General features: G+C 37.5%; 19 protein-coding genes. 13 read left to right on the forward strand and 6 right to left on the reverse strand.

The window, feature by feature from the left end:
- Positions 1 to 31: 31 nt before the first annotated feature.
- Entirely contained in the window at positions 32 to 601 is a 570-nt protein-coding gene (locus tag SJW71_RS08270) for a ComE operon protein 2 (RefSeq protein WP_274793846.1), read from the forward strand.
- 74 nt (positions 602 to 675) lie between these two features.
- On the forward strand, positions 676 to 2895 hold the full coding sequence (locus tag SJW71_RS08275; protein ID WP_431811993.1) for a DNA internalization-related competence protein ComEC/Rec2: 2220 nt from the start codon (positions 676 to 678) through the stop codon (positions 2893 to 2895).
- A gap of 28 nt (positions 2896 to 2923) precedes the next feature.
- Here SJW71_RS08275 and SJW71_RS08280 read toward each other — a convergent pair whose 3' ends face one another.
- Entirely contained in the window at positions 2924 to 3061 is a 138-nt protein-coding gene (locus SJW71_RS08280; protein WP_036121877.1) for a YqzM family protein, read from the reverse strand.
- A 234-nt stretch (positions 3062 to 3295) separates the two neighbouring features.
- Here SJW71_RS08280 and holA point away from each other — a divergent pair, with 234 nt between their 5' ends.
- A complete protein-coding gene (gene holA, locus SJW71_RS08285) occupies positions 3296 to 4306 on the forward strand; it encodes a DNA polymerase III subunit delta (RefSeq protein WP_312506829.1) in 1011 nt (336 codons plus the stop codon).
- A 166-nt stretch (positions 4307 to 4472) separates the two neighbouring features.
- Positions 4473 to 4949, forward strand: coding sequence for an IS200/IS605 family transposase (gene tnpA, locus SJW71_RS08290; protein WP_274797225.1), 477 nt, complete (start codon positions 4473 to 4475; stop codon positions 4947 to 4949).
- Positions 4950 to 5138: 189 nt separating this feature from the next.
- Here tnpA and rpsT read toward each other — a convergent pair whose 3' ends face one another.
- Positions 5139 to 5387, reverse strand: coding sequence for a 30S ribosomal protein S20 (gene rpsT / locus SJW71_RS08295; RefSeq protein ID WP_274793843.1), 249 nt, complete (start codon positions 5385 to 5387; stop codon positions 5139 to 5141).
- 163 nt (positions 5388 to 5550) lie between these two features.
- On the opposite strand from rpsT, the gene gpr reads away from it, so the two are divergent.
- From gpr to lepA, 6 genes are all read left to right on the forward strand, one after another.
- Entirely contained in the window at positions 5551 to 6567 is a 1017-nt protein-coding gene (gpr, locus tag SJW71_RS08300; protein WP_274793842.1) for a GPR endopeptidase, read from the forward strand.
- A 108-nt stretch (positions 6568 to 6675) separates the two neighbouring features.
- Complete coding sequence (gene spoIIP, locus SJW71_RS08305; protein ID WP_274793841.1) at positions 6676 to 7536, forward strand: stage II sporulation protein P; 861 nt, start codon at positions 6676 to 6678, stop codon at positions 7534 to 7536.
- 462 nt (positions 7537 to 7998) lie between these two features.
- Entirely contained in the window at positions 7999 to 9894 is a 1896-nt protein-coding gene (locus tag SJW71_RS08310) for an acyltransferase family protein (RefSeq protein ID WP_431811994.1), read from the forward strand.
- Positions 9895 to 10041: 147 nt separating this feature from the next.
- Positions 10042 to 10494: an HIT family protein gene (locus tag SJW71_RS08315; RefSeq protein WP_431811995.1), complete on the forward strand. Its 453-nt coding sequence runs from the start codon at positions 10042 to 10044 to the stop codon at positions 10492 to 10494.
- Positions 10487 to 11296: a protein phosphatase 2C domain-containing protein gene (locus tag SJW71_RS08320; protein WP_431811996.1), complete on the forward strand. Its 810-nt coding sequence runs from the start codon at positions 10487 to 10489 to the stop codon at positions 11294 to 11296. Before SJW71_RS08315 ends, SJW71_RS08320 begins: the two co-directional genes overlap by 8 nt.
- 280 nt (positions 11297 to 11576) lie before the next feature.
- Positions 11577 to 13403, forward strand: a complete 1827-nt coding sequence (lepA, locus tag SJW71_RS08325) for a translation elongation factor 4 (RefSeq protein WP_431811997.1) — start codon at positions 11577 to 11579, stop codon at positions 13401 to 13403.
- Positions 13404 to 14232: 829 nt separating this feature from the next.
- Here the strand turns inward: lepA and SJW71_RS08330 are convergent.
- The 4 genes from SJW71_RS08330 to SJW71_RS08345 form a co-directional block, all read right to left on the reverse strand.
- On the reverse strand, positions 14233 to 14838 hold the full coding sequence (locus tag SJW71_RS08330) for a hypothetical protein (protein ID WP_312506833.1): 606 nt from the start codon (positions 14836 to 14838) through the stop codon (positions 14233 to 14235).
- A 971-nt stretch (positions 14839 to 15809) separates the two neighbouring features.
- The gene (locus tag SJW71_RS08335) at positions 15810 to 15944 is read right to left on the reverse strand and encodes a hypothetical protein (protein WP_274793835.1); all 135 of its coding nucleotides are present in this window, start codon (positions 15942 to 15944) and stop codon (positions 15810 to 15812) included.
- Between the two features lie 135 nt (positions 15945 to 16079).
- Positions 16080 to 16514, reverse strand: coding sequence for a GNAT family N-acetyltransferase (locus SJW71_RS08340; RefSeq protein WP_431811998.1), 435 nt, complete (start codon positions 16512 to 16514; stop codon positions 16080 to 16082).
- A gap of 11 nt (positions 16515 to 16525) precedes the next feature.
- The gene (locus SJW71_RS08345; RefSeq protein WP_431811999.1) at positions 16526 to 17071 is read right to left on the reverse strand and encodes a GNAT family N-acetyltransferase; all 546 of its coding nucleotides are present in this window, start codon (positions 17069 to 17071) and stop codon (positions 16526 to 16528) included.
- 273 nt (positions 17072 to 17344) lie between these two features.
- Between SJW71_RS08345 and SJW71_RS08350 the strand changes: the two genes are divergently transcribed.
- From SJW71_RS08350 to SJW71_RS08360, 3 genes are all read left to right on the forward strand, one after another.
- A complete protein-coding gene (locus SJW71_RS08350; RefSeq protein WP_322606456.1) occupies positions 17345 to 18103 on the forward strand; it encodes an SMI1/KNR4 family protein in 759 nt (252 codons plus the stop codon).
- A 359-nt stretch (positions 18104 to 18462) separates the two neighbouring features.
- Entirely contained in the window at positions 18463 to 19146 is a 684-nt protein-coding gene (locus SJW71_RS08355) for a VOC family protein (RefSeq protein ID WP_429978718.1), read from the forward strand.
- An 83-nt stretch (positions 19147 to 19229) separates the two neighbouring features.
- A complete protein-coding gene (locus tag SJW71_RS08360; RefSeq protein ID WP_431812000.1) occupies positions 19230 to 20219 on the forward strand; it encodes a zinc-dependent alcohol dehydrogenase family protein in 990 nt (329 codons plus the stop codon).
- Positions 20220 to 20638: the final 419 nt, after the last annotated feature.

The following is a 20638-nucleotide window of genomic DNA, read 5'->3' on the forward strand; positions in this document are numbered from 1 at the left end:
CATTTGTTAGGCAAATTTTGGAGGTAGTCATATGGAGCGAATTACTTGGGATCAATTTTTTATGGCACAAAGCCATTTACTTGCATTACGAAGTACATGTACTAGACTAGCAGTAGGAGCAACTGTGGTACGTGATAAACGCATTATTGCAGGTGGTTATAATGGGTCTATTACAGGAGATGAACATTGTATTGAAAAGGGATGTTATGTAGTGGACAATCATTGTGTTCGTACGGTGCATGCCGAAATGAATGCATTGCTACAATGCGCTAAATATGGAACACCAACAAAAGGTGCAGATTTGTATGTAACTCATTTCCCATGTCTACCATGTACAAAGTCCATTATTCAAGCAGGGATTGAACGTGTGTATTATGCAACAGACTATAAAAATAATCCATATGCTCAGGAATTATTTGAAAAAGCAGGAGTGGAAGTCGTTCATGTACCCTTTGATGAGCGTAAAATTGATTTTTTGCGAGATGAAAAACTAGCCTTGTACACAGAGATTCTAGATGAGCTTCGCGAGAGTGGTGTGTCACAAGAAAAATTGCTCCCATATGAACAGAAGGTGAGCGCATTATTTGGCATCAAGCTTTAAAGCATAAATGGATCCATATAGCACTTGCTGTACTTGTAGCTGCTCTTGCGGCACACAAGTCGGCTTGGCTACTCATGTTAATACTTCTTTTAGCACTGTGGCTCATCATAAAAGATGAGTCACGTTTTCTTGCAACGCTTGTAATGGCTTGTGGGTTACTATCGTATTTTTTCCTTTCAATCTATCATTTGTCGGAACCTTCCCCTTTACCGTCAACCTTCCCATTAACATGGTCAAATGACTATAAAATTAACGGTCAAACACTTCGAGGATTTGCAACAACCACAGATGGCCAAAAACTTTATGTTGTTTATACATTTTCTTCTGAGCAAGAGAAAAAGCTATATGAAAATACGTCCCTAACAGGCGTAACCTATTTAGTAAAAGGTGAACTTGTTGAGCCATCACCTGCTGCTCATACTTATGCATTTTCAATGTCAGATTATTTAACGAGTAAGGGAGCAATAGGTATAGTTGAAATCACGAATTGGAGTTACGTAGAAAAGCAAACTTCCTTCGTTACCTTCCTTGCAGAACGAAGATACAGCATAGAAAAGCATATTGAACGTACTTTTCCAAAATCCCTTGTAGTAGAGGCACAAGCACTTTTAATTGGGGAGAAGGACCAAATGGATGATGAATTGCAGCGTGCTTATCAAAAGTTAGGTATTACGCATTTATTTGCAATTTCAGGTTTACATGTTGCCTTGATATCTTGGCTATTTTTTGAAGGATTACTTAGAATAGGCGTTCGCAAAGAATTGGCTACGGTTGTTCTATTGATCCTCTTACCCGTTTATGGCGTCATTGCAGGAGGCGCACCTTCTGTGTGGCGTGCGGTTTCTGTGGTCGAATTAATGATGATACTGCGCATGATTAAGTTGGACCTACCAATGGATGATGCATTAGCTTTTAGCTTTATAGGCTTTGTCTTGCTTGAACCTGGCGTCATTTTTCAAATAGGCTTCCAACTATCCTATCTAGCAGCCGTAAGTCTTGTTTATTCCGGCACCATTTTTAAACAAACAAAAAATGAGCTTGCTCGCTCTTTTTGCATTACACTCGTGTGCCAGCTGCTCGTCTATCCTTTATTACTTTATCATTTTTATGAACTATCCCTATCCTCGTTCATTGTAAATATTATGTTTGTTCCACTCTTTTCCATTGTAATATTGCCCTTTAATCTAGTGGTCTTTGTTCTAACGTATCTTCCCTTACCACTTGCAGACATGTTATTTATTGTCTACGAACCATTACGTCATTTGTTAACCGATATGATTTTTTACATGCAGGGGCTACCTTTCCAATTATGGTCACCAGGTAAACCAGCTATTTGGCTTAGTTGTGTAGCAATGCTAAGTGTTCTAGTGAGCTTTTATTACTTAGAAACAAGAAGATATGGGAAGGCAATTGTCATCCTCTTCATACCAGCCCTTTGGATTCATTTATCACCCATGTTGTATAGCGAAACAAAGATCACGTTTTTAAACGTTGGACAAGGGGACAGTATCGTGATTGAATTACCATTTAGGAAAGCTGTGTATGTCATTGACGCGGGAGGGGTATTGCGATTTGAACAAGAGCAATGGAAGAAAACAGATAGACCTTATGAGGTGGGAAAGCAAGTTGTAGTGCCGTTTTTAAAAGGCAAGGGTATAAGAGCTATCGACATTTTTATTGCCACACATGCAGATGCAGATCATGTAGAAGGGGCAGAGGAAGTTTTACAAGAGATTAAAATGAAGGAAATTCATGTTACGCCGGGTTCATTGGAACAGCCTGTCATGAGAGATTTATTGAAGGAGGCAAAGAAATTCAAAGTTCCCATCAAGGAAAAGATGCAGGGGACAGCGTGGCATATCGGAGAGGTGGGTTTTTATTATTTATGGCCTCAAGATACCTTTTATGAAGGAAATGATGATTCACTTGTTTTATACATGCAGCAGAGGGGGTTTACAGCGCTTTTTACCGGCGATTTGGAGCAATATGGTGAACAACAGCTAATTAAGCGTTACGGGCATCTAATAGCCAATCTAACACTACTTAAGGCAGGTCACCATGGTAGTAAAACATCAAGTATAGAATCATTTGTCGAGTTACTCCAACCGCAATTAACGATTTTCAGTGCAGGTCTCCAGAATCGCTATGGACATCCACATGAAGAAGTGGTCCAACGTTTTACAAGTCGGAATTTGGCGACTTTTACAACAGGAGTAGATGGAACAATTGAAATTCGTATTCGTGGCAATACTACATGGTCAGTGTCAAAAATTGAAAAAGGCCTTGTCCAATGACAAAGCCCTTTTCTGTGCATAAGTCCAATTACTGTGATACAAATTCTACTATAGTTGCAATAATAAACATAATTGTGAAAACGCCAAATGATACACCGAAACCAACACCAGAATCGATGGCATCGTTACGTCGACATTGTATGTTTTTTCCTTCAAATGGATTCATTGTTATCCCTCCAATTCTGTTATTTATTATAAGACAACATGTGCATAAAAGCTATATTGAAAAGGAGAATTCCCCGTCTGGCAAGGAATCGACACAATTTAGTCAAAGACACAAATAGCCTTTAAAGGGTAGAAAGTAAAACTCATTCATCTTTCACGAAAGAGCTATCGTGTCTTCTGCTATATCAATAAAAAATCATGTATACTAATAGTATTGCTAGATGGAGGGGAAATTATGATTTCAACGGTTTGGAATACAATAAAAAAAGGTGAGCTGGCACCAGTATATTTACTTGTTGGTGAAGAAAGCTATTTTATAGATGAGACCATCAAGCGTTTAAAAAAAGCGATGGGCCCAGAAGAAGAGCTAGAAATGACAACATTTGATTTGGATGAAATGCCAGTAGATGCTGTCATGGATGAAGCAGATACAATTCCTTTCTTCTCAGAACGAAAATTGATTATTGCTAAAAATGCCTCTTTTTTAAAGGCAACCGAAAAAGGGAAGGAAAAAATCGATCATGATGTGAAGCGTTTAGAAACGTGGTTATCGAATCCATCCGATTTTTCAGTAACTGTATTTATTGCCCCATATGAAAAATTAGATGAACGTAAAAAAGTAACCAAAATGATGAAAGAGCATGCGTTACTTGTGCAAGCAGAAACACCAAAGGAACAGGACTTAGCGGTGTGGATTCAAGGCATTGTGAAAGCACAGGGCAATAGCATTACACAAGATGCAATTGAACTGCTTGTGACGATGGTTGGAGCGAACATGCTACAATTACAAATGGAAATTGATAAGCTAACCCTTTATTTAGGTGAGGGTGGTGAAATTACATCTACTTTAGTGGAGGATTTAGTGGCCAAAACATTGGAGCAAGATGCTTTTAAAATGCTCAATGCTTATTTGGCGAATGATTCTGTCGGAGCCTTGTCTATCTATCATGATTTATTACGACAAAAACAAGAACCTATTATGTTAGTTGGGTTACTCGCATCCAATGTTCGTACAATGTCGAATGTTTTTTATTTGTTGAAGAAAGGATATCATCCGCAACAAATTGCTAAAAATTTAAAAATACATCCGTATCGTGTCAAATTAATGGTTGAGCAGCGGAATCGACCGTCAGAAGAAAGTTTGTTAAGAGCCTTATATCAGTTAGCAGAGGTTGATTTACAACTGAAATCGACAAGCGGTAACCGAGAACGCTTTTTAGAGCTTTTCTTATTACGTCAACTTTAACACAGAAAGCTGTCCAATATTGCGACAGCTTTTTTTATTGTATCTTTTGAAAACCCCTTGCTATGCGAGGGGTTCCAAAGGGCTTCTAGCTATGGACAAGAAAAAAACCCCAGCCGTACAATGAAATCAGGTCTGGTCAACCGACTTCGTACGAAAGGGGCTCCAAATGGATAATAAAAGTTTAGCACACACGACATGGAATTGTAAGTATCACATCGTCTTTGCGCCAAAATATAGAAGGCAGATTATTTATGGAAAAATCAAAGCAGATATAGGTAGAATTCTTCGCCAGTTATGTGAAAGAAAAGGAGTAGAAATCATTGAAGCTACAGCCTGTCCTGATCATATTCATATGTTGGTGAGTATTCCACCAAAAATAAGTGTTTCATCGTTTGTAGGTTATTTGAAAGGGAAGAGTAGTTTAATGATATTCGATCGGCATGCGAACCTGAAATACAAATATGGAAATAGGAAGTTTTGGTGTCGCGGATATTATGTAGATACAGTAGGTCGAAACAGAAAAATCATACAGGAATATATAAAAAATCAATTGCAAGAGGATATTCTTGAGGATCAAATGACTATGAAAGAATTCATTGATCCATTTACAGGAGAAGAAATACAAGCAAAAAAGCGAAAATAATAAAACCACTTTAGTGGTAGCGTGAAAACGGAGTGCGGTTGGCGGACCTTTCAGTGTGTCTTTAGACATGGGCCAGTACCCCAGCGTTTCACGCGTAGAGCAAACCACCAGTTAGACTGGTGGTTCTGATTATCTATCAAAATTAAAAAGATCAGCTACTCCTAATAGAGTATCTGATCCTTTAAACAATTACGCTTTTTTAGCAAGGCGAGACTTTTTACGAGCCGCCGCGTTTTTGTGGATAAGTCCTTTTGAAGCTGCTTTGTCTAAAGATTTGAAAGCTGCTTGTAAAAGTTCTTGTGTGTTTTCAGCGTTAGCAGCAACAGCGTTTTCAGCTTTTTTCACTGTAGTACGCATTGCAGATTTAGCTTGAGAATTAGCAATGTTAGCTTTTTCGTTAACTTTTACGCGTTTAATCGCAGATTTAATGTTTGGCATATATTTCACCTCCTAAATTAGGTACGAGATGATATCTTCTCATTGATTTCTTGTGTCAATACAACAAAAATCATTTTAACAAACGCTTGGCCAAATTGCAATAGATAAATGCAAAGAATATTTACTTGACAGTTTGAACAAACTACAGCTTGAGGTGAACTGTATGGAAAATTTTAATTGGCAACGAACAGATTTAATCGATGAATCAGAAGAGGTAGTTGTCCATCAGACAAAAGAACAAAAAGAAAAATTGGAACAATCAAGTGGCATTCAAATAGTAGATCGGAATGCTGGTCGAGTGAAAATTACAGACGTTCTTGTAGATGCTGAAGGGGAAAAGCAAATTGGTAAAAAAGAAGGACAGTATATTACACTTTCTGTCCCGACCCTAACATTAGAAGATCAAGATGGATTTACACAACTAGAACAAGAGCTATTGGTGAATTTTAAGAAATTGCATGAATCCCTTTCCTGGCAAGAAGACGATAAAATTCTAATTGTCGGCTTGGGGAATCGCACAATTACACCCGATGCGATTGGTCCGTATTTGATTGATCATCTGCATAGTTTAGATGTGATTGATGAAAAATTTGTGATGTATGCGCCTGGTGTAACAGGACAAACAGGCTATGAAACAGGTGAGTTCGTGGCTGCCATTGCTGAACGTCTACAACCAAAATTAATCATTGTCGTGGACGCACTTGCTACGAGAGCGAGTAATCGACTATGTAAAACCATTCAACTAACAAATACAGGTATACATCCAGGATCAGGGGTAGGGAATCAACGTCAGGAAATCTCCTATGAGATGCTGGGTATTCCAGTAACTGCAATTGGCATCCCGACTGTAGTTGATGCACCAGTTTTAATTGCAGATGCAGTAGAAACAATGCTTCGTTCGATAGCTGCTCGAGTGGCTGAACGAAGTAAACCATCATCAAAGCTTTCTTTATCCTCTTGGCAACCAGACATCAGTAAGGACCTAGATATGACGTTAGTTCAACCTATTTTCGGTGAATGGGCGACATGGACGAAAGAGGAACGTCAACAGCTTTTTGAAGAAACCTTCGCAGGCTCCCATACACAATTGATGGTAACGCCTAAAGAAGCAGACTATTGGATTGATCGCTATGCAAGATTAGTGGCTTCTATGCTAATGAATTGGGCAAGTGAAATATAAAAAAGTAAAATGAGAGCTCTTCTGAAGCACTGATTTTTATGCAGAAAACAAGAAATATTTTTTCGTTCTAAAAAATACCCCCCCTCCATACGATATGGGGAGGAGGGTGTGACTTTGCTAAAAAAACTACAATGGTCATTTGGTATATTATTGTTCTTTTTCGTATTACCTGTCATTGCTGGGCAACTTCCGTTCAACAAGCAAGCATCGACTCCGATTAAACAACCAGAAGATAAGCAGGTCGTGTTTGCCGCTACCAATTTAGCTGAACAAAGTGTGTTGGAACAAACGAAAGAACCTGAAGCAGATCAAGCCCCGGATCCGGGACCTGACCCATTTAAAGTGTTAGTGTTATTTACTCATTCCCATGAAGCCTATGAACCAATGGTAAAGGCAGTGAGCGGTAAGGTAGCGACTTCTCATGAAACGGTTAATATTATGAGCTTGAAAGATAAGATTGTGAATCATTTTAATGTAAATGGCTTGAAGACAGATGTTCTTGATGTAGATATTATGAAGAAATTACAAGCAGAAGGTAAGGGATATCACGAATCTTATAATGTGATGAGACCTTATTTAAGTAAGCATTTAGAAACAAATAATTATGATTTAATACTGGATCTACATCGTGACTCATTAAAACATGATCTTACAACAATTTCGTATAACGGGGAAAACTATGCGAAAATCGCAATCGTTGTTGGAGCTGAACATGCCAACTTCCGCTGGAATACAGCCTATGCGGAAAGTTTATCTTCCACATTAAACGCGATTGTCCCTAAAATTTCTAAGGGTGTTATTTCCAAAAGCGGTGACGGTGTCGATGGACGTTACAATCAGGATTTAGCGAAGCAAATGATGATTATTGAGATAGGTGGAATTGGCAATACAGAAGAAGAGATCAATCGTACGATTGCTGTAATTGGGAAGGCTATATCAAAAGCATTTGTAAATGATTCAAAAAAATAAAATGGCAGCAAAAAGTGAGGCTCTTGTAGACTCACTTTTTTACTATTGTATTATAATAAAATTTCCAGAAAAAAATCTCATTATTTGTCTTTTCATTGCTCCATTCTTGTCTTATAATTTTCAAGTTGACTCCGATTGCATGATTAAACGTAAATGAAAAGCATATGCAAGTAAGGTAAATATGATTTTGAAACATCTACCATTTTTGGAGGATGTATTTTTAAAAATATAGCATACATACATATGAATTTTAAAAGATTAAAAAAGTGATAATGTTTCATTTTTCTCTAAAACTTTTATCGTTTTTCAATCGTCAAACATATAGTGAACATAAATGAATGAACGATGGAGAGGGGATGATTATTCATTAAAGGGCGCAACTATGCGTCAATCAAGATTTAGTACTCTTTAAGGGCCATTATACTGAGGAGAATTTGATAGATTATTGAAGGAAGGAATAGTATGTCAGGCAAGTCATTAAATCATCGTTATATTCCTGGACTAGACGGGATTCGAGCATTAGCTGTATTAGCAGTTATTGCTTACCATTTTAACTTCAGTTGGGCTAGAGGGGGATTTTTAGGAGTAGATATCTTTTTTGTATTATCAGGCTATTTAATCACCTCTACCATTTTACCTTTAAAGGGCAATCAATTAACAGTCAGCCTCAAAAAATTTTGGATCGGACGGTTTAGACGATTACTACCAGCTGCCTACGTTATGATTGTTTCATCATTTGTTTGGACAATGCTCTTTCATAAAGAGCTCCTCCATACATTAAGAGGAGATGCACTGTCTTCTATTTTTTATTCAAGTAATTGGTGGTTCATTTTTCATAAGCTTTCTTATTTTGATAGTTTCGGATCTCCGTCACCTTTAAAAAACTTATGGTCCTTAGCCATTGAAGAACAGTTTTATCTAATTTGGCCGTTGCTCTTAATGATTGGGCTTTATATTGTCCAAAAACAAAGTCAGCTAGCAAAGGTCGTCTTTCTTGGGGCCATTTGTTCAGCATTAGTCATGGCGATCCTTTATCAGCCAGGTGCTGATCCTAGTCGCGTCTATTATGGAACGGATACTCGCTGCTTTGAGTTATTAATTGGCTGTTGGCTAGCCCTTGTTTGGCCAATGAAAAGGCTATCTTCTCAAAAATTATCGACAAACCATGTGAAGAAATTAAATAGTATGAGTTTTATTGCACTTACTATTTTTTTAGTCAGTATAGTATATGTGGATGAATATCAATCCTTTCTTTATAGAGGGGGAATGTTCTTATTTTGCTTGAATGCGGCGATATTAATTGCATGTGTTTGTCACCCAGTGAGTATTTTAGGAAAAATATTAGCCTGGAAGCCACTTTGTTGGATTGGATCTCGATCCTACGGGATTTATCTATGGCATTATCCTGTTATGGTGTTGGGGACACCTATTCATGAAATCGGTAATCCCTCCTATTGGCGAGTTGCATGGCAGATTGTCCTCATCATTATGATTGCAGAGTTATCGTATCGCTTCATTGAGATGCCTATTCGTAAAGAGGGGTTCAAAGACTATTATCGAAAATACCTTGTCTTTAATAAAAATAAATGGGAAAGTATTTCACTATCACGAAAAATTTCAACCGTCATGGTACCACTTTTCCTTCTTGTGTTTTTTACAGGAATGACGGGCGTTGTAGGGGAAGGGCAGGAAAGCACATCCAGTTCCTATCCAACAACCATTAAAATTAATGGAGATGAACCTACAGCCAATCTGAATGAGCATGACAAACAACCAGAGACAGACGAAGCTACCACTAGTAAGGAAAAGGAAGTCGAGGATGTTCAGCAAACAGAAACGCCAAAGCAAGATGAAAATGACGTCCATGCAGTGCCTGAAAAGAAAGAATTTTATAGTGGCATATTAGCAATTGGTGATTCGCTTATGATTGATATTGCACCGACCTTACATACTATTTACCCAACTATTACGATCGATGGAAAAATAGGTCGCCAAGTTTCACAAGCTGTTAAACTAGCACCAAATTATGCAAGTTTTAATCAACCTAATAATGCAGTGATTCTTCAGTTAGGGACGAATGGTTATTTTACGAATGACCAAATGGACACACTCCTTAACGCATTTTCGAATGCGGATATTTATTTAGTAAATACACGGGTGCCACGTTCATGGGAGGCTAAAGTGAATGAAGCTTTACTCCAAAAAGCACAGGAGCATGAGCATATTACACTAATTGACTGGCATGCAGCAGCACTCAATCATCCAGAATACTTTGCCCCAGATGGCGTTCATTTAGAGAAAAAAGGGGTAGAAGTTTTAACAAACCTGATTCAACAATCCCTACAAAAGCAAAACTAATGAAAAAGTCAGTTTACACAGTTTTTCTGTGTAGCTGACTTTTTAGATACACCTAGTAGCTATTCGAGGTGGAACATACAAATATGGTAAAAAATAAATGATATGTGATGTTATAATTTTACTAATGATGGAAAAGGAGTGATTTCTTTGGAAGACTGTTTTATTTGCAATAAACATGCTGGCAATATTGAGGCTGCTGGCGTGGTGATTTATGAAGACAAATATGTTTATGTGGGTCATATTGATAGCAACGGTCAACCGAACTATTTAGGGCATATTATGATTGATTTAAAAAGACATGTACCGACCCTTGCTGAAATGACTGTTGAGGAAGCACAGGCATTTGGAATCATCATGGCTAGAGTCAGCAAAGCACTAAAGGAGTCAGAAAATGCTGAACATGTTTATGCACTTGTTTCAGGGAATTCAGTTCCGCATCTCCATATGCACCTAGTGGCTCGCTACCCTAATACACCAAAAGAATGTTGGGGTCCTATGGAGGTCTACAATTGGAAAGAGGCTCCTATGGGAGATAATAATGAGGTTATCGATCTATGTAATCGTTTAAAAACACACCTAGAGAATAACCAATATGAATAACAATAGCCAAGATTTTAGCTGGGTTGGTAGCGAAGAAAATTTTGTTGATCAAATAACTATTCAACAATTAAATCATATCATTGTCGGTCGTTATGGGGGTAACTCGAATGCAGGACAATATAAGAATGAGGATGGATGTTTAGTTTGGTATAACGAAAAAGAAAATTGGGAATTAGCCATTATTTTAGATGCACATAATACATCTGAAAGTGCAGAAAAAATTATAGCATTATTTAATGATGAAAAATACGCCATTAAGCATTTGCTATCTATGGCCACAACTAAAAGAACTTTTAACATGCTAGAAGAAAAGATATTAAGTATGTTTCAATCGAACGAGTTTTTATCGATTTGTAAAAATGTAAAGGGAGAAACTGCTTGTTTAATTGTTGTAAGAAAAGATCAATATAGTTGGTGGTTTTCCGTTGGAGATTGTATTTTTTATTTATTTCACCCTGAACTAGCTTCAATAGGTCAGTACCAAATAAATCAAAGGCAATTCTATGAATGGATCGGACAAGTGAATACTTTTGAACAGGACGTCCCATGTTATAGCGCGGGAATTAGGGAGTTAAGAAAAGGTGAGAATCTTTTTTTTCTAACGACAGATGGTCTAATTGAATGTCCGAATGAACCTTATGCTAATCCAGCAAACATTTATCATTCTATGAACAGCAACGATGATAAAAGCATTCAGTCGATGTTGAAAAACATCCAAGATAATCATGTCAGAGATAGCACCACTATCATTTCTTGGAGAGTTGATAATTCGATGGAAGCCACTAAACCGAGTAATCAATAGAGCTCTAAAAAAAGAGGTGAGAATTACACCTCTTTTTTCTATACTGTTGACTATGATTTATCCATTATTAACTTTCAACCTATTACTTCGAGTGTCTACCGCTTTCTATACAGGCTACTTCAGCCAATTTCTCTGCATTTATATACTTAATAATGTAAAACCTAAAAGTGGCATTAAACATCTAAAGTATTGATATTATAGGCTTTCCACTCTTGTTGCTGTTGTACTTTGCATATCGTTCATAGTATAATTCATTATAGTTTAATTAGGAGTGGAAAAGATGAACCGAGAAGCACGTTTAAAACGACAAGAGAATATACGAAATTTCTCTATTATTGCACATATTGACCATGGGAAATCAACGCTTGCTGACCGTATTTTAGAGCAAACAAAATCTTTAACTTCCCGTGAAATGAAAGCACAGCTCCTTGACTCAATGGATTTAGAGCGTGAGCGAGGCATTACGATCAAATTAAATGCAGTTCAATTAAAATACGAAGCGAAAGACGGCGAAGTGTATACATTCCATTTAATCGACACACCAGGACATGTCGATTTCACATATGAGGTATCCCGTAGTTTAGCTGCTTGTGAGGGTGCCATTTTAGTTGTGGACGCCGCACAAGGTATTGAAGCGCAAACATTAGCAAATGTTTACTTAGCACTTGATAATGATTTAGAAATTTTACCTGTTATTAATAAAATCGACTTACCAGCAGCGGATCCTGAACGCGTACGTCAAGAGGTAGAGGATGTCATCGGGCTAGATGCATCGGAAGCGGTATTAGCCTCTGCAAAAGCAGGTATCGGTATTGAAGATATTTTAGAGCAAATCGTTGAGAAAGTACCAGCACCAACAGGTGATCCTGATGCACCGCTACAAGCGCTAATTTTTGACTCTGTTTACGATGCTTACAAAGGTGTTATCATTTCGATTCGTGTTATTAACGGTACTGTTAAACCTGGCGATAAAATTCGCATGATGGCGACAGGAGCGGAATTTGAGGTTATTGAAGTTGGGGTACATACACCAAAGGTTGTGCCACAGGCTGAATTAACAGTGGGTGATGTAGGGTATTTAACAGCATCCATTAAAAACGTGGGTGATACACGTGTCGGGGATACGGTAACCTTTGCTAACCGACCAGCAGCAGAACCATTAGCTGGTTATCGCCGCTTAAACCCAATGGTTTACTGTGGTTTGTATCCGATCGATACAGCCAAATATAATGATTTACGTGAAGCTTTAGAGAAGCTAGAGTTAAATGACTCTGCTCTACAATATGAGCCAGAAACATCTCAAGCACTTGGCTTTGGTTTCCGCTGTGGTTTCTTAGGATTGCTACATATGGAAATTATTCAGGAGCGTATTGAGCGTGAATTTAATATTGACCTCATTACTACCGCGCCTTCAGTAATTTACGAAGTCCATATGACGGATGGGACTTCCCTTAAGGTAGATAACCCTTCCTTTATGCCAGATCCACAAAAAATTGATCGTGTTGAGGAACCATATGTAAAAGCAACCATTATGGTGCCGAATGATTATGTAGGAGCGGTTATGGAGCTTTGTCAAATGAAGCGTGGTAATTTCATGACAATGGATTATATTGATACTTCTCGTGTAAGTATTATTTACGAAATGCCCTTATCAGAAATTGTCTATGATTTCTTTGACTATTTAAAATCCAATACGAAGGGCTATGCATCATTCGACTATGAACTCATTGGTTACCAACCATCGAAACTAGTGAAAATGGATATTTTACTAAATGGTGAACAAGTCGATGCATTAAGCTTTATCGTCCACCGTGATTTTGCATATGATCGTGGCAAAATTATCGTAGAAAAATTAAAAGAATTAATCCCACGTCAACAATTTGAAGTACCAATTCAAGCAGCAGTTGGACAAAAAATTGTGGCCCGTTCAACAATTAAAGCTATCCGTAAAAACGTGTTAGCAAAATGTTACGGTGGGGATATCTCACGTAAACGTAAACTTCTTGATAAACAAAAAGAAGGTAAAAAACGTATGAAACAAGTAGGTTCCGTTGAAGTCCCTCAAGAAGCGTTCATGGCTGTGCTGAAGATGGATGATTCGAAGTAACCTTGAAATAACAGTATTTATAAGGCTTTAATTAAATAGCTTTGTATCTGTTGGGGGGAGATTGCCACCGATATGCCACCGCATTGAAATTGTGCCAGCAATTTATAAATCCTTAGCGATGGAATCAAAAATATCGGCAGCATCTCTTGCCATCTTCTGTGTTAAATGGACATAGCGATCTTCAGTAATTGCTGATCTGCTGTGTCCTAATCTTTTTTGAACAGTTTTTATTGGTTGTCCACTTTCGATCAACATCGGGATTTACGATTTAAAATGGATGGATGGAGAATCCCTCCAAAATTGAACAGGCTACTTTAACCCTTCCAGCAACCTTTATTGCGTTTGATGTACTGTCAACCGATAAACCTCATACACAGCAACCATTAGAACAACGGAAAGAAATCAAGAATCTATTTTATAAAGACAGGTACTCATATGAGGCCTGTTTTTTTATGCAATAATAAAATCACCCATAAGCGTGATCATTCATCATTATTTTACAATCTCACCTTTATATAATTTCCAGTTTAAAGAAAAAGGAGTACATGAACGAGTACCAAATGATGCTTTACGATTTCATGCACTAATTACCTTTACAAGATAAATTGAAAGACCAACTTCACAAATGTATCTTAGCTACAAAAATGAACGATGTACGTGAGTTTGTGAACGCTAAGGGGCTAACATTATCCGTGATATTGCGAACGGTACATAAACTATTGCTAGTACATTAAGAGCCGTTTTCACAGGAGCTTATAACAAGGCTGTAGGACGTTCAAAAGTGAAGCCTAATAAATCTTATCTATAGCCAGAGAGAGATTATTTAAATCTATAAAGCTATAGTGATACCTGCCATTGCATTACCAATAATGGTAACAGTTCCTGATGAAGTGACTGCAAACACCATTAATAAAAGATCACCTGCTGCTACAGATACAGGTGGTGAAACATTCTTAAGACCCCTAGCTACGGAAAATAGGGTAGATATTGGGGTTAAATCAACAAATGCGTTTGTAGGAGAGAAAATATTGCTATCTGCAGCTGCACGGTAAATCTGTGCTCTAATTGTACTTTCTATCTGAGGTTGAAAAGTAGTAGTAGAACTAAAGGATGCAGAGATGGTTGTTATATTGCCTGCTTGTGGGTTAGAAAAAGCTTCTGTCACTTGAGTAGTTAGATCAATATCACCATTGGGTAGTAACGCTAATCCATTTACAGCACTTCCGAATCCGATTAAAGATATACCACTTGGTAATCCCACAGAAGTTGTAGATATAGAAGAAGTAAAAGGTCCGGAAGAGAAGGGGATGATTGAGATTCCTGAGGCAACTGAAGGTACTGGTGAACATGTGGCATCTAAAGCTTCAAAAGGTCCGATTTTGCAATTGTTTTTAGCTGACGAACAACCACAATTTATGGAATTATTATCACGCATTTAATACCTCCTTTTTCATCAGTCTATTCAGAGGGGGTGGGTGTTAAAAGGCTATTGTCATCCACCTTCCACAGATGCTAATAAAACTGTTGATAAGAAAGTAAAAGAACCTCGCAAAGTTGGGTATATTGTACGGTGATTTTTATGCCCATTTGTATACTCGATACCATGCCTGATTAATGCCATTCGAGTATTGAAGTGGGCATATATGAAATGCTGTTGTATCAATGGTTTGCACTTCATTTTAGACTGCTCATTACGTTGATTGTGATAAGGTACCTAAGAAAGGCGGCCATGTACAACACACAATTATGCGAAATTAATTCTGGCTATTTTAAAAATGTCCAAGTGACTGGAAGAGTGAAGTCAAAATATCAGATGGCACTACAAGTATCATTGTGGACGGCATGTTTTCAAGGAATGGAATTCAACATTTTTTAGAAGTCGATAACTTTCAAACCATGAAGGAGTATCGTGAAAAGATTAAATGGTATAAAGAGCTTATACCAAGCGTTGTCAAGCAATTAGGTTATTACCCTTGTATGGTTGACCACAACAGAATCGCGTAGGCAACAGCTAGAAGCATCCTGTGGTGGGCTAAAGTGCACGGTGTACACAAATAACGATATTCAATAAGAGGAGGAATATAGATGTTTAAGAAACGTATTAAATCAGTGGTTGTACCTGCTCATGAATATACAGATTACAGTGATTGATTTGAAGGTGATGAAAAGTATGCAACTCTAAAGCATGTAGCAATAGCTGCAACATTCCCATCCATAGTTGCAGTGGGAACAGGGCTATTTATGTTTATGAAACTCAATGACAATATTCCTCCACAGATATGCCTGTATCTACTACACAACAAGTAATGGAACTAGCGGTAGCACAAATACCTTCCATAATTTTGCATTGCTTAATAAACAAAAAAGAATCGAGAGTAGACTTCTCGATTCCTTTTTAAAATTTATTTAGAGAAACAGTTGGAAAAACTTAGCTAATAAAAAGATGGGGACTCCTACCAATATTACGCCTGCAAAGAAATAACAAAATAACATAAAGACATCGAAAACCGCACCGGCTAAATCATCAATGAATTTTAACATTTCATTTCCCTCCAAACATAATAAATATAGTCACCAATTAAGTATTTAGTCCTTACTTTTTAAAATGCTTCTACCGAATACTAAAATAGAAAATACATAGATGATACACACATTTATTAATTTTGTTTCCTATGTTTAAAGATTCTGTCGTAAAGTCTTTTTTAAATAATAATGTTTAAAATCTCTTCCAACATTATCGAGAGTTCCATAAATTTCATAATCATGATTTTCATAAAATGTTAACGCTTGAAAGCTAAGTGTGTCTACTTTAATGAAATCGCACTGATTGTCCCAAGCCATTTGTTCAATAGTTTTCAATAATGTTGATCCATACCCTTGGCCACGAAGCTTTTCGTCAACCATCAGCGTATGGATCTCTAACCAGTTCCAGCAAATTTCTCCTAGAAGGCCTCCAAAAACTTGACCAGCATTATCAGTTAGAAATAAATTAATTTCCTGATAGCGGCCCTGTAAATGTGTTGGAAAGTGTTTTACATTATATTCATAAAGCATGTTATTGACAAACATTTTGTTTTTTTGATGTATTTCTTGTGTAATATGATAGGACATATTTTTACTCCTTAAAGTTGGAATGGTAATGCTCGCTTCCAAATCATATGGTGATTATTTGTTCCCCAAAAATGTTCAAGTATAAAGTCAGGCTGTCCAAACTTTTTCTGCCAGATGATTTGTGCTTGTTTGTATCCACTATCTAAACAAAAGCTAGATTTCTTTTGTTTTTCCAACGTTGTTAGTATTTTTTGTACAAGCAATGTCGCAATACCACGATTTTGGTAGTCTGGATGAACAAAAACGGTACCGATTTCTGGACAATAGGATAAATCTTCTTTGATTGTTTGTTGAATGATCTCGTTGGCTTCTCCACATTCGATGGTACCTATTATTTTATTTGACTCTTCGTCAACAGCTAGCCAAAAAAATCTTTTTTCGCCGCGGCTCTCTAGGTCCATTGCTACATACTTTTTTTTCAATTCCCATTCATGCTGTTGATCATCCACTAGCTCCGCAATCCCTTCTTTTGCATAAGTATCCTGAATAACATGGGAAAAGAATTGGTGTAATGCCTGTATGTCCGATTGTTGTGGACGTCTCAAAAGTAATTTCAAGTTTATTTGTCCCTTCTAAATTTTGTTAGAACAAGGTAAGCTCGTTAAACGTCAATTTCTAGTAAATGATTCATAACTGCCTATACAGCATTAATCAATCAAGTGCAAGCTGTAACCCAATGCATAGTAAAGGGCAGCGCGAATGCTCCATCCGTTAGTTTTGTCCTAAATATGCCTAATATAAGTCTATTATATGATTATAACATGTTCTCCTTAATTGGTTAATGATGGAATATGGTAAAATAAAAAACAACTAAAGGGAGGGAATAGATTTTGATAGATTTACTTAAAAAGCTGGATACAGTACTTGAACAAATGCGCAGTTTTATCCAAGAGACTCATAAGCAAGAATCAGCATATCCAATGGTTTTTCATAATTATATCGAAGAAGATGTTAGCTCTTTTGTTGATAGCCGTTGGTCATTGCCTAAAGAATATGTATACTTTTTGAGTCATTATGTAGTGGAGGGGGTCACATGGAGTACTGGTGATTATATAAATTTACAGATCTATGGAGCAAGAGATTTATTACGAGGGCAGGAAGGTTACAACTATAATCCAGTGACAAATGAGGTAATTTTAGATTGGCCGGACGACTTTTTGGTCATTGCAACTGATGAGGGAGACCCTTATTGTCTCGATTTATCAAGAGGGGATAGCGCTATTTTTACCGCGCATCATGGAACAGGTAGCTGGGATTTTACACTGGCTTATGATAATTTACTGATGTTCCTGGAGAGTGTACTAACTGCGCCTGGTTTAGAGGAAGATTTGCCCGAAGCAAGCTGTGCAACGTACTATGAACTGTATATTACAGGTAATGGGCAGGATAAAATAAAGACATTATTGTTGCTTAAAAAAATATTATCTTGCGATTATGCACAGGCAAGAATAGCTCTAGAACAGCGTCCACTATTGATTTTTAGGGGAGTTGAAGCAGGTGCCCTAAGAGTAGAAAATGAGCTACAGCATATTTGTGCAGACTATGAAAAAAAGAAAATCAGTTTGGCGGAATTTCTCCAAAGAGGATAATGAAAAGGAATCATGAGGATGAAAGTGGTTCCTTTAAAAAGTTGTAGCAGTCACTTGTTCAATTCCAGAGGCTGTTTCTTCAGATACAGAGGCAATCTAAAATTTACTAAGGCAACTATACAAAATAGTTGGCTGAGTCTAGAAAGAAGGGCTGCAACTACAGCGGTAATAAGCCACTACCATTATCGTGCATAGCTATCATAGATAGAAAAGCATATATTTAACGTGGCATGAAGAAAATGAAATAGCCACAGCAAATATGGGAAAAATAGCTTCTAAACTGGAACTTCATTCTTTTGCAGGAAGTCTTTTCAGCCACCTGCTTGTTATAGTAAGAGAAAGTAAAGGGGGGCTAAAAGATGAGGATTACGAAGGCTAAACTTTTTGTTCACGATCTACAAAAAATGGAGCAATTTTATAGTGAGCTGTTAGGATTTGTGTTGTTAGTAAGTACAGAGGACTATTTTACAATAGCCGTTGGTGATAGTAGGATGACTTTTGAAAAAGCTCCATTAAGTATTAAAAAGCAGTATCATTTTGCACTAAATATTCCTAGTAATTTATTTCAGCAGGCAAAAAATTGGGTAAAAGAGCGAGTAGCCTTATTGCATTCAGAGGGGCAGGATGAAATCTATTTTGAATTTTTAAAGGCTTACTCCTGTTATTTTTACGATCCTGAAGGTAATATTATAGAATTTATTTCAAGACAAGAGGTGAATCAAAAACATTCTTCCTCTAGTTTTTCCGTTGAGCATGTGTTAAATATCGGAGAAATTAATTTAACGACTGATGACATTCTAACGGTTGCGAGGAAGTTAAAACACTTTGATATAAAGTCTATAGAAAACAAGGACATTCAACCAGATGTCCTGAATTTTCTAGGTAACTATGAAGATGGTGCTAATATTCTATTAGGGCCAAGTGAGAGGCTTTGGTATTTTTCGAGTAAGAAAGCAATTGTCAGTCCGATCTGTATAGAAATAAATGAAGCTGTTCAATTAAATATGGATGAAAAAGGTCAACTAACCATTAAGCCATTATAATATTCAATAGAGTCGTATACATTTTTATAGAAGTAGCTGTTCCGTAGAATGTTGTCAAATATTTAATAAAGGAGCTAGAGTTGTTGAAAGCAAAATGCCTTAAAATTTATGGATTTGGAAATCCTCAAGAGGTGTTAAGGATAGAAAATAAAACGATCCTACCTCCACAAGGTCAAGAAATCCTAGTTCGTATGCGAGCGAGACCTATCAATCCTTCTGATTTAATACCGATATGGGGGAAATATGCCCATAGAATCACTTTACCAACAGTCCCAGGCTATGAGGGTGTAGGGATTGTAGAAGAGGTTGGGCCGCTCGCTAGTCCGAAGCTTATTGGACAGAGAGTATTGCCTCTCAGGGGAGAGGGAACTTGGCAGGAAGTGGTGAAAACTAATGCTGAATTTGCTGTAGCTCTCCCTGCGGCAATGGATGATTTTACTGCAGCACAAATGTATATTAATCCATTAACAGCTTTGGTGACCTGTACAGAAGTTCTCAAATTACGGCAAAATGATGTTTTGTTAGTGAATGCATGTGGCTCTGCTATCGGGCATATGTATGCTCAATTTGCGAAACTATTAGGTTTTCAGCTTATCGCAGTGACACGGAGTCAACGGCATACTGAGGAATTACAGCAGCTTGGAGCAAGCTTTGTCATAGATACTTCTCAAATGCCTTTATATGAAACAGTTATGGCATTAACCAAGGGAAGAGGAGCCGATGCAGCAATTGATTCTATTGGAGGGGAAGCAGGCAATCAACTTGCTTTCTGCGTAAAGCCCAGTGGAAAATTTCTAGCCATTGGTCTTTTATCAGGCATACAAGTGAATTGGACAAACATTGTGAAGCAAGCAAAAGTACAGGCTATGATGTTTCATTTAAGAAATTGGCAGCGACAAACGTCAACAGAAAAATGGCAGCAAACAATGCAACAGCTCATTCATCTTGTACATAATGGTTCGTTAAAAATGATGAAGGTGCAAACCCATTTTCCATTACTAGATATTCATAAGGCAATAGATGCTGTTCAATCGTCTAATAAAGGAAAAGTTTTTTTGACGAACGATCAATAACAAACGAACACATTTGTAGCGGCCTTGGTTTGAGCTACAAATGTGTATGTTTTACTCTTGAAAATGGAAGGTATCTCCACAGAGGGGTACCCCCTCGAAAAATGGGAGGAACCCGCTCAAAGGAAGGGAAAAGCCGCTCGAAATGGGAGGTAAACCGCTCAAAGGAAGGGACCAGCCGCTCGAAATGGGAGGTAAACCGCTCAAAGGAAGGGAAAAGCCGCTCGAAAATGGGAGGAACCTGCTCAAAGGAAGGGAAAAGCCGCTCGGAAATGGGAGGAACCCGCTCAAAGGAAGAGCAACCCGCTCGAAAATGAAAGAAATCCATTCCATCAATGTGTAGAAGGGGAGCTACATTATCAAGTAAAATAATAGATGCTTATTTTACTGATGGAGGCAATGATTGTCATTCTTGAGGATGT

Source organism: Lysinibacillus sp. FW12, from assembly GCF_050817245.1.
GTDB classification, from domain to species: Bacteria; Bacillota; Bacilli; order Bacillales_A; family Planococcaceae; genus Lysinibacillus; species Lysinibacillus irui.

What these genes read in the sequence shown, in the direction of transcription:
- SJW71_RS08270 (WP_274793846.1), top strand. Translation starts at nt 32, where the DNA reads ATGGAGCGAATTACTTGGGATCAATTTTTTATGGCACAAAGCCATTTA.
- SJW71_RS08275 (WP_431811993.1), top strand. Translation starts at nt 676, where the DNA reads ATGTTAATACTTCTTTTAGCACTGTGGCTCATCATAAAAGATGAGTCA.
- SJW71_RS08280 (WP_036121877.1), bottom strand. Translation starts at nt 3,061, where the DNA reads ATGAATCCATTTGAAGGAAAAAACATACAATGTCGACGTAACGATGCC.
- holA (WP_312506829.1), top strand. Translation starts at nt 3,296, where the DNA reads ATGATTTCAACGGTTTGGAATACAATAAAAAAAGGTGAGCTGGCACCA.
- tnpA (WP_274797225.1), top strand. Translation starts at nt 4,473, where the DNA reads ATGGATAATAAAAGTTTAGCACACACGACATGGAATTGTAAGTATCAC.
- rpsT (WP_274793843.1), bottom strand. Translation starts at nt 5,387, where the DNA reads ATGCCAAACATTAAATCTGCGATTAAACGCGTAAAAGTTAACGAAAAA.
- gpr (WP_274793842.1), top strand. Translation starts at nt 5,551, where the DNA reads ATGGAAAATTTTAATTGGCAACGAACAGATTTAATCGATGAATCAGAA.
- SJW71_RS08310 (WP_431811994.1), top strand. Translation starts at nt 7,999, where the DNA reads ATGTCAGGCAAGTCATTAAATCATCGTTATATTCCTGGACTAGACGGG.
- SJW71_RS08320 (WP_431811996.1), top strand. Translation starts at nt 10,487, where the DNA reads ATGAATAACAATAGCCAAGATTTTAGCTGGGTTGGTAGCGAAGAAAAT.
- lepA (WP_431811997.1), top strand. Translation starts at nt 11,577, where the DNA reads ATGAACCGAGAAGCACGTTTAAAACGACAAGAGAATATACGAAATTTC.
- SJW71_RS08330 (WP_312506833.1), bottom strand. Translation starts at nt 14,838, where the DNA reads ATGCGTGATAATAATTCCATAAATTGTGGTTGTTCGTCAGCTAAAAAC.
- SJW71_RS08335 (WP_274793835.1), bottom strand. Translation starts at nt 15,944, where the DNA reads ATGTTAAAATTCATTGATGATTTAGCCGGTGCGGTTTTCGATGTCTTT.
- SJW71_RS08340 (WP_431811998.1), bottom strand. Translation starts at nt 16,514, where the DNA reads ATGTCCTATCATATTACACAAGAAATACATCAAAAAAACAAAATGTTT.
- SJW71_RS08355 (WP_429978718.1), top strand. Translation starts at nt 18,463, where the DNA reads ATGAGGATTACGAAGGCTAAACTTTTTGTTCACGATCTACAAAAAATG.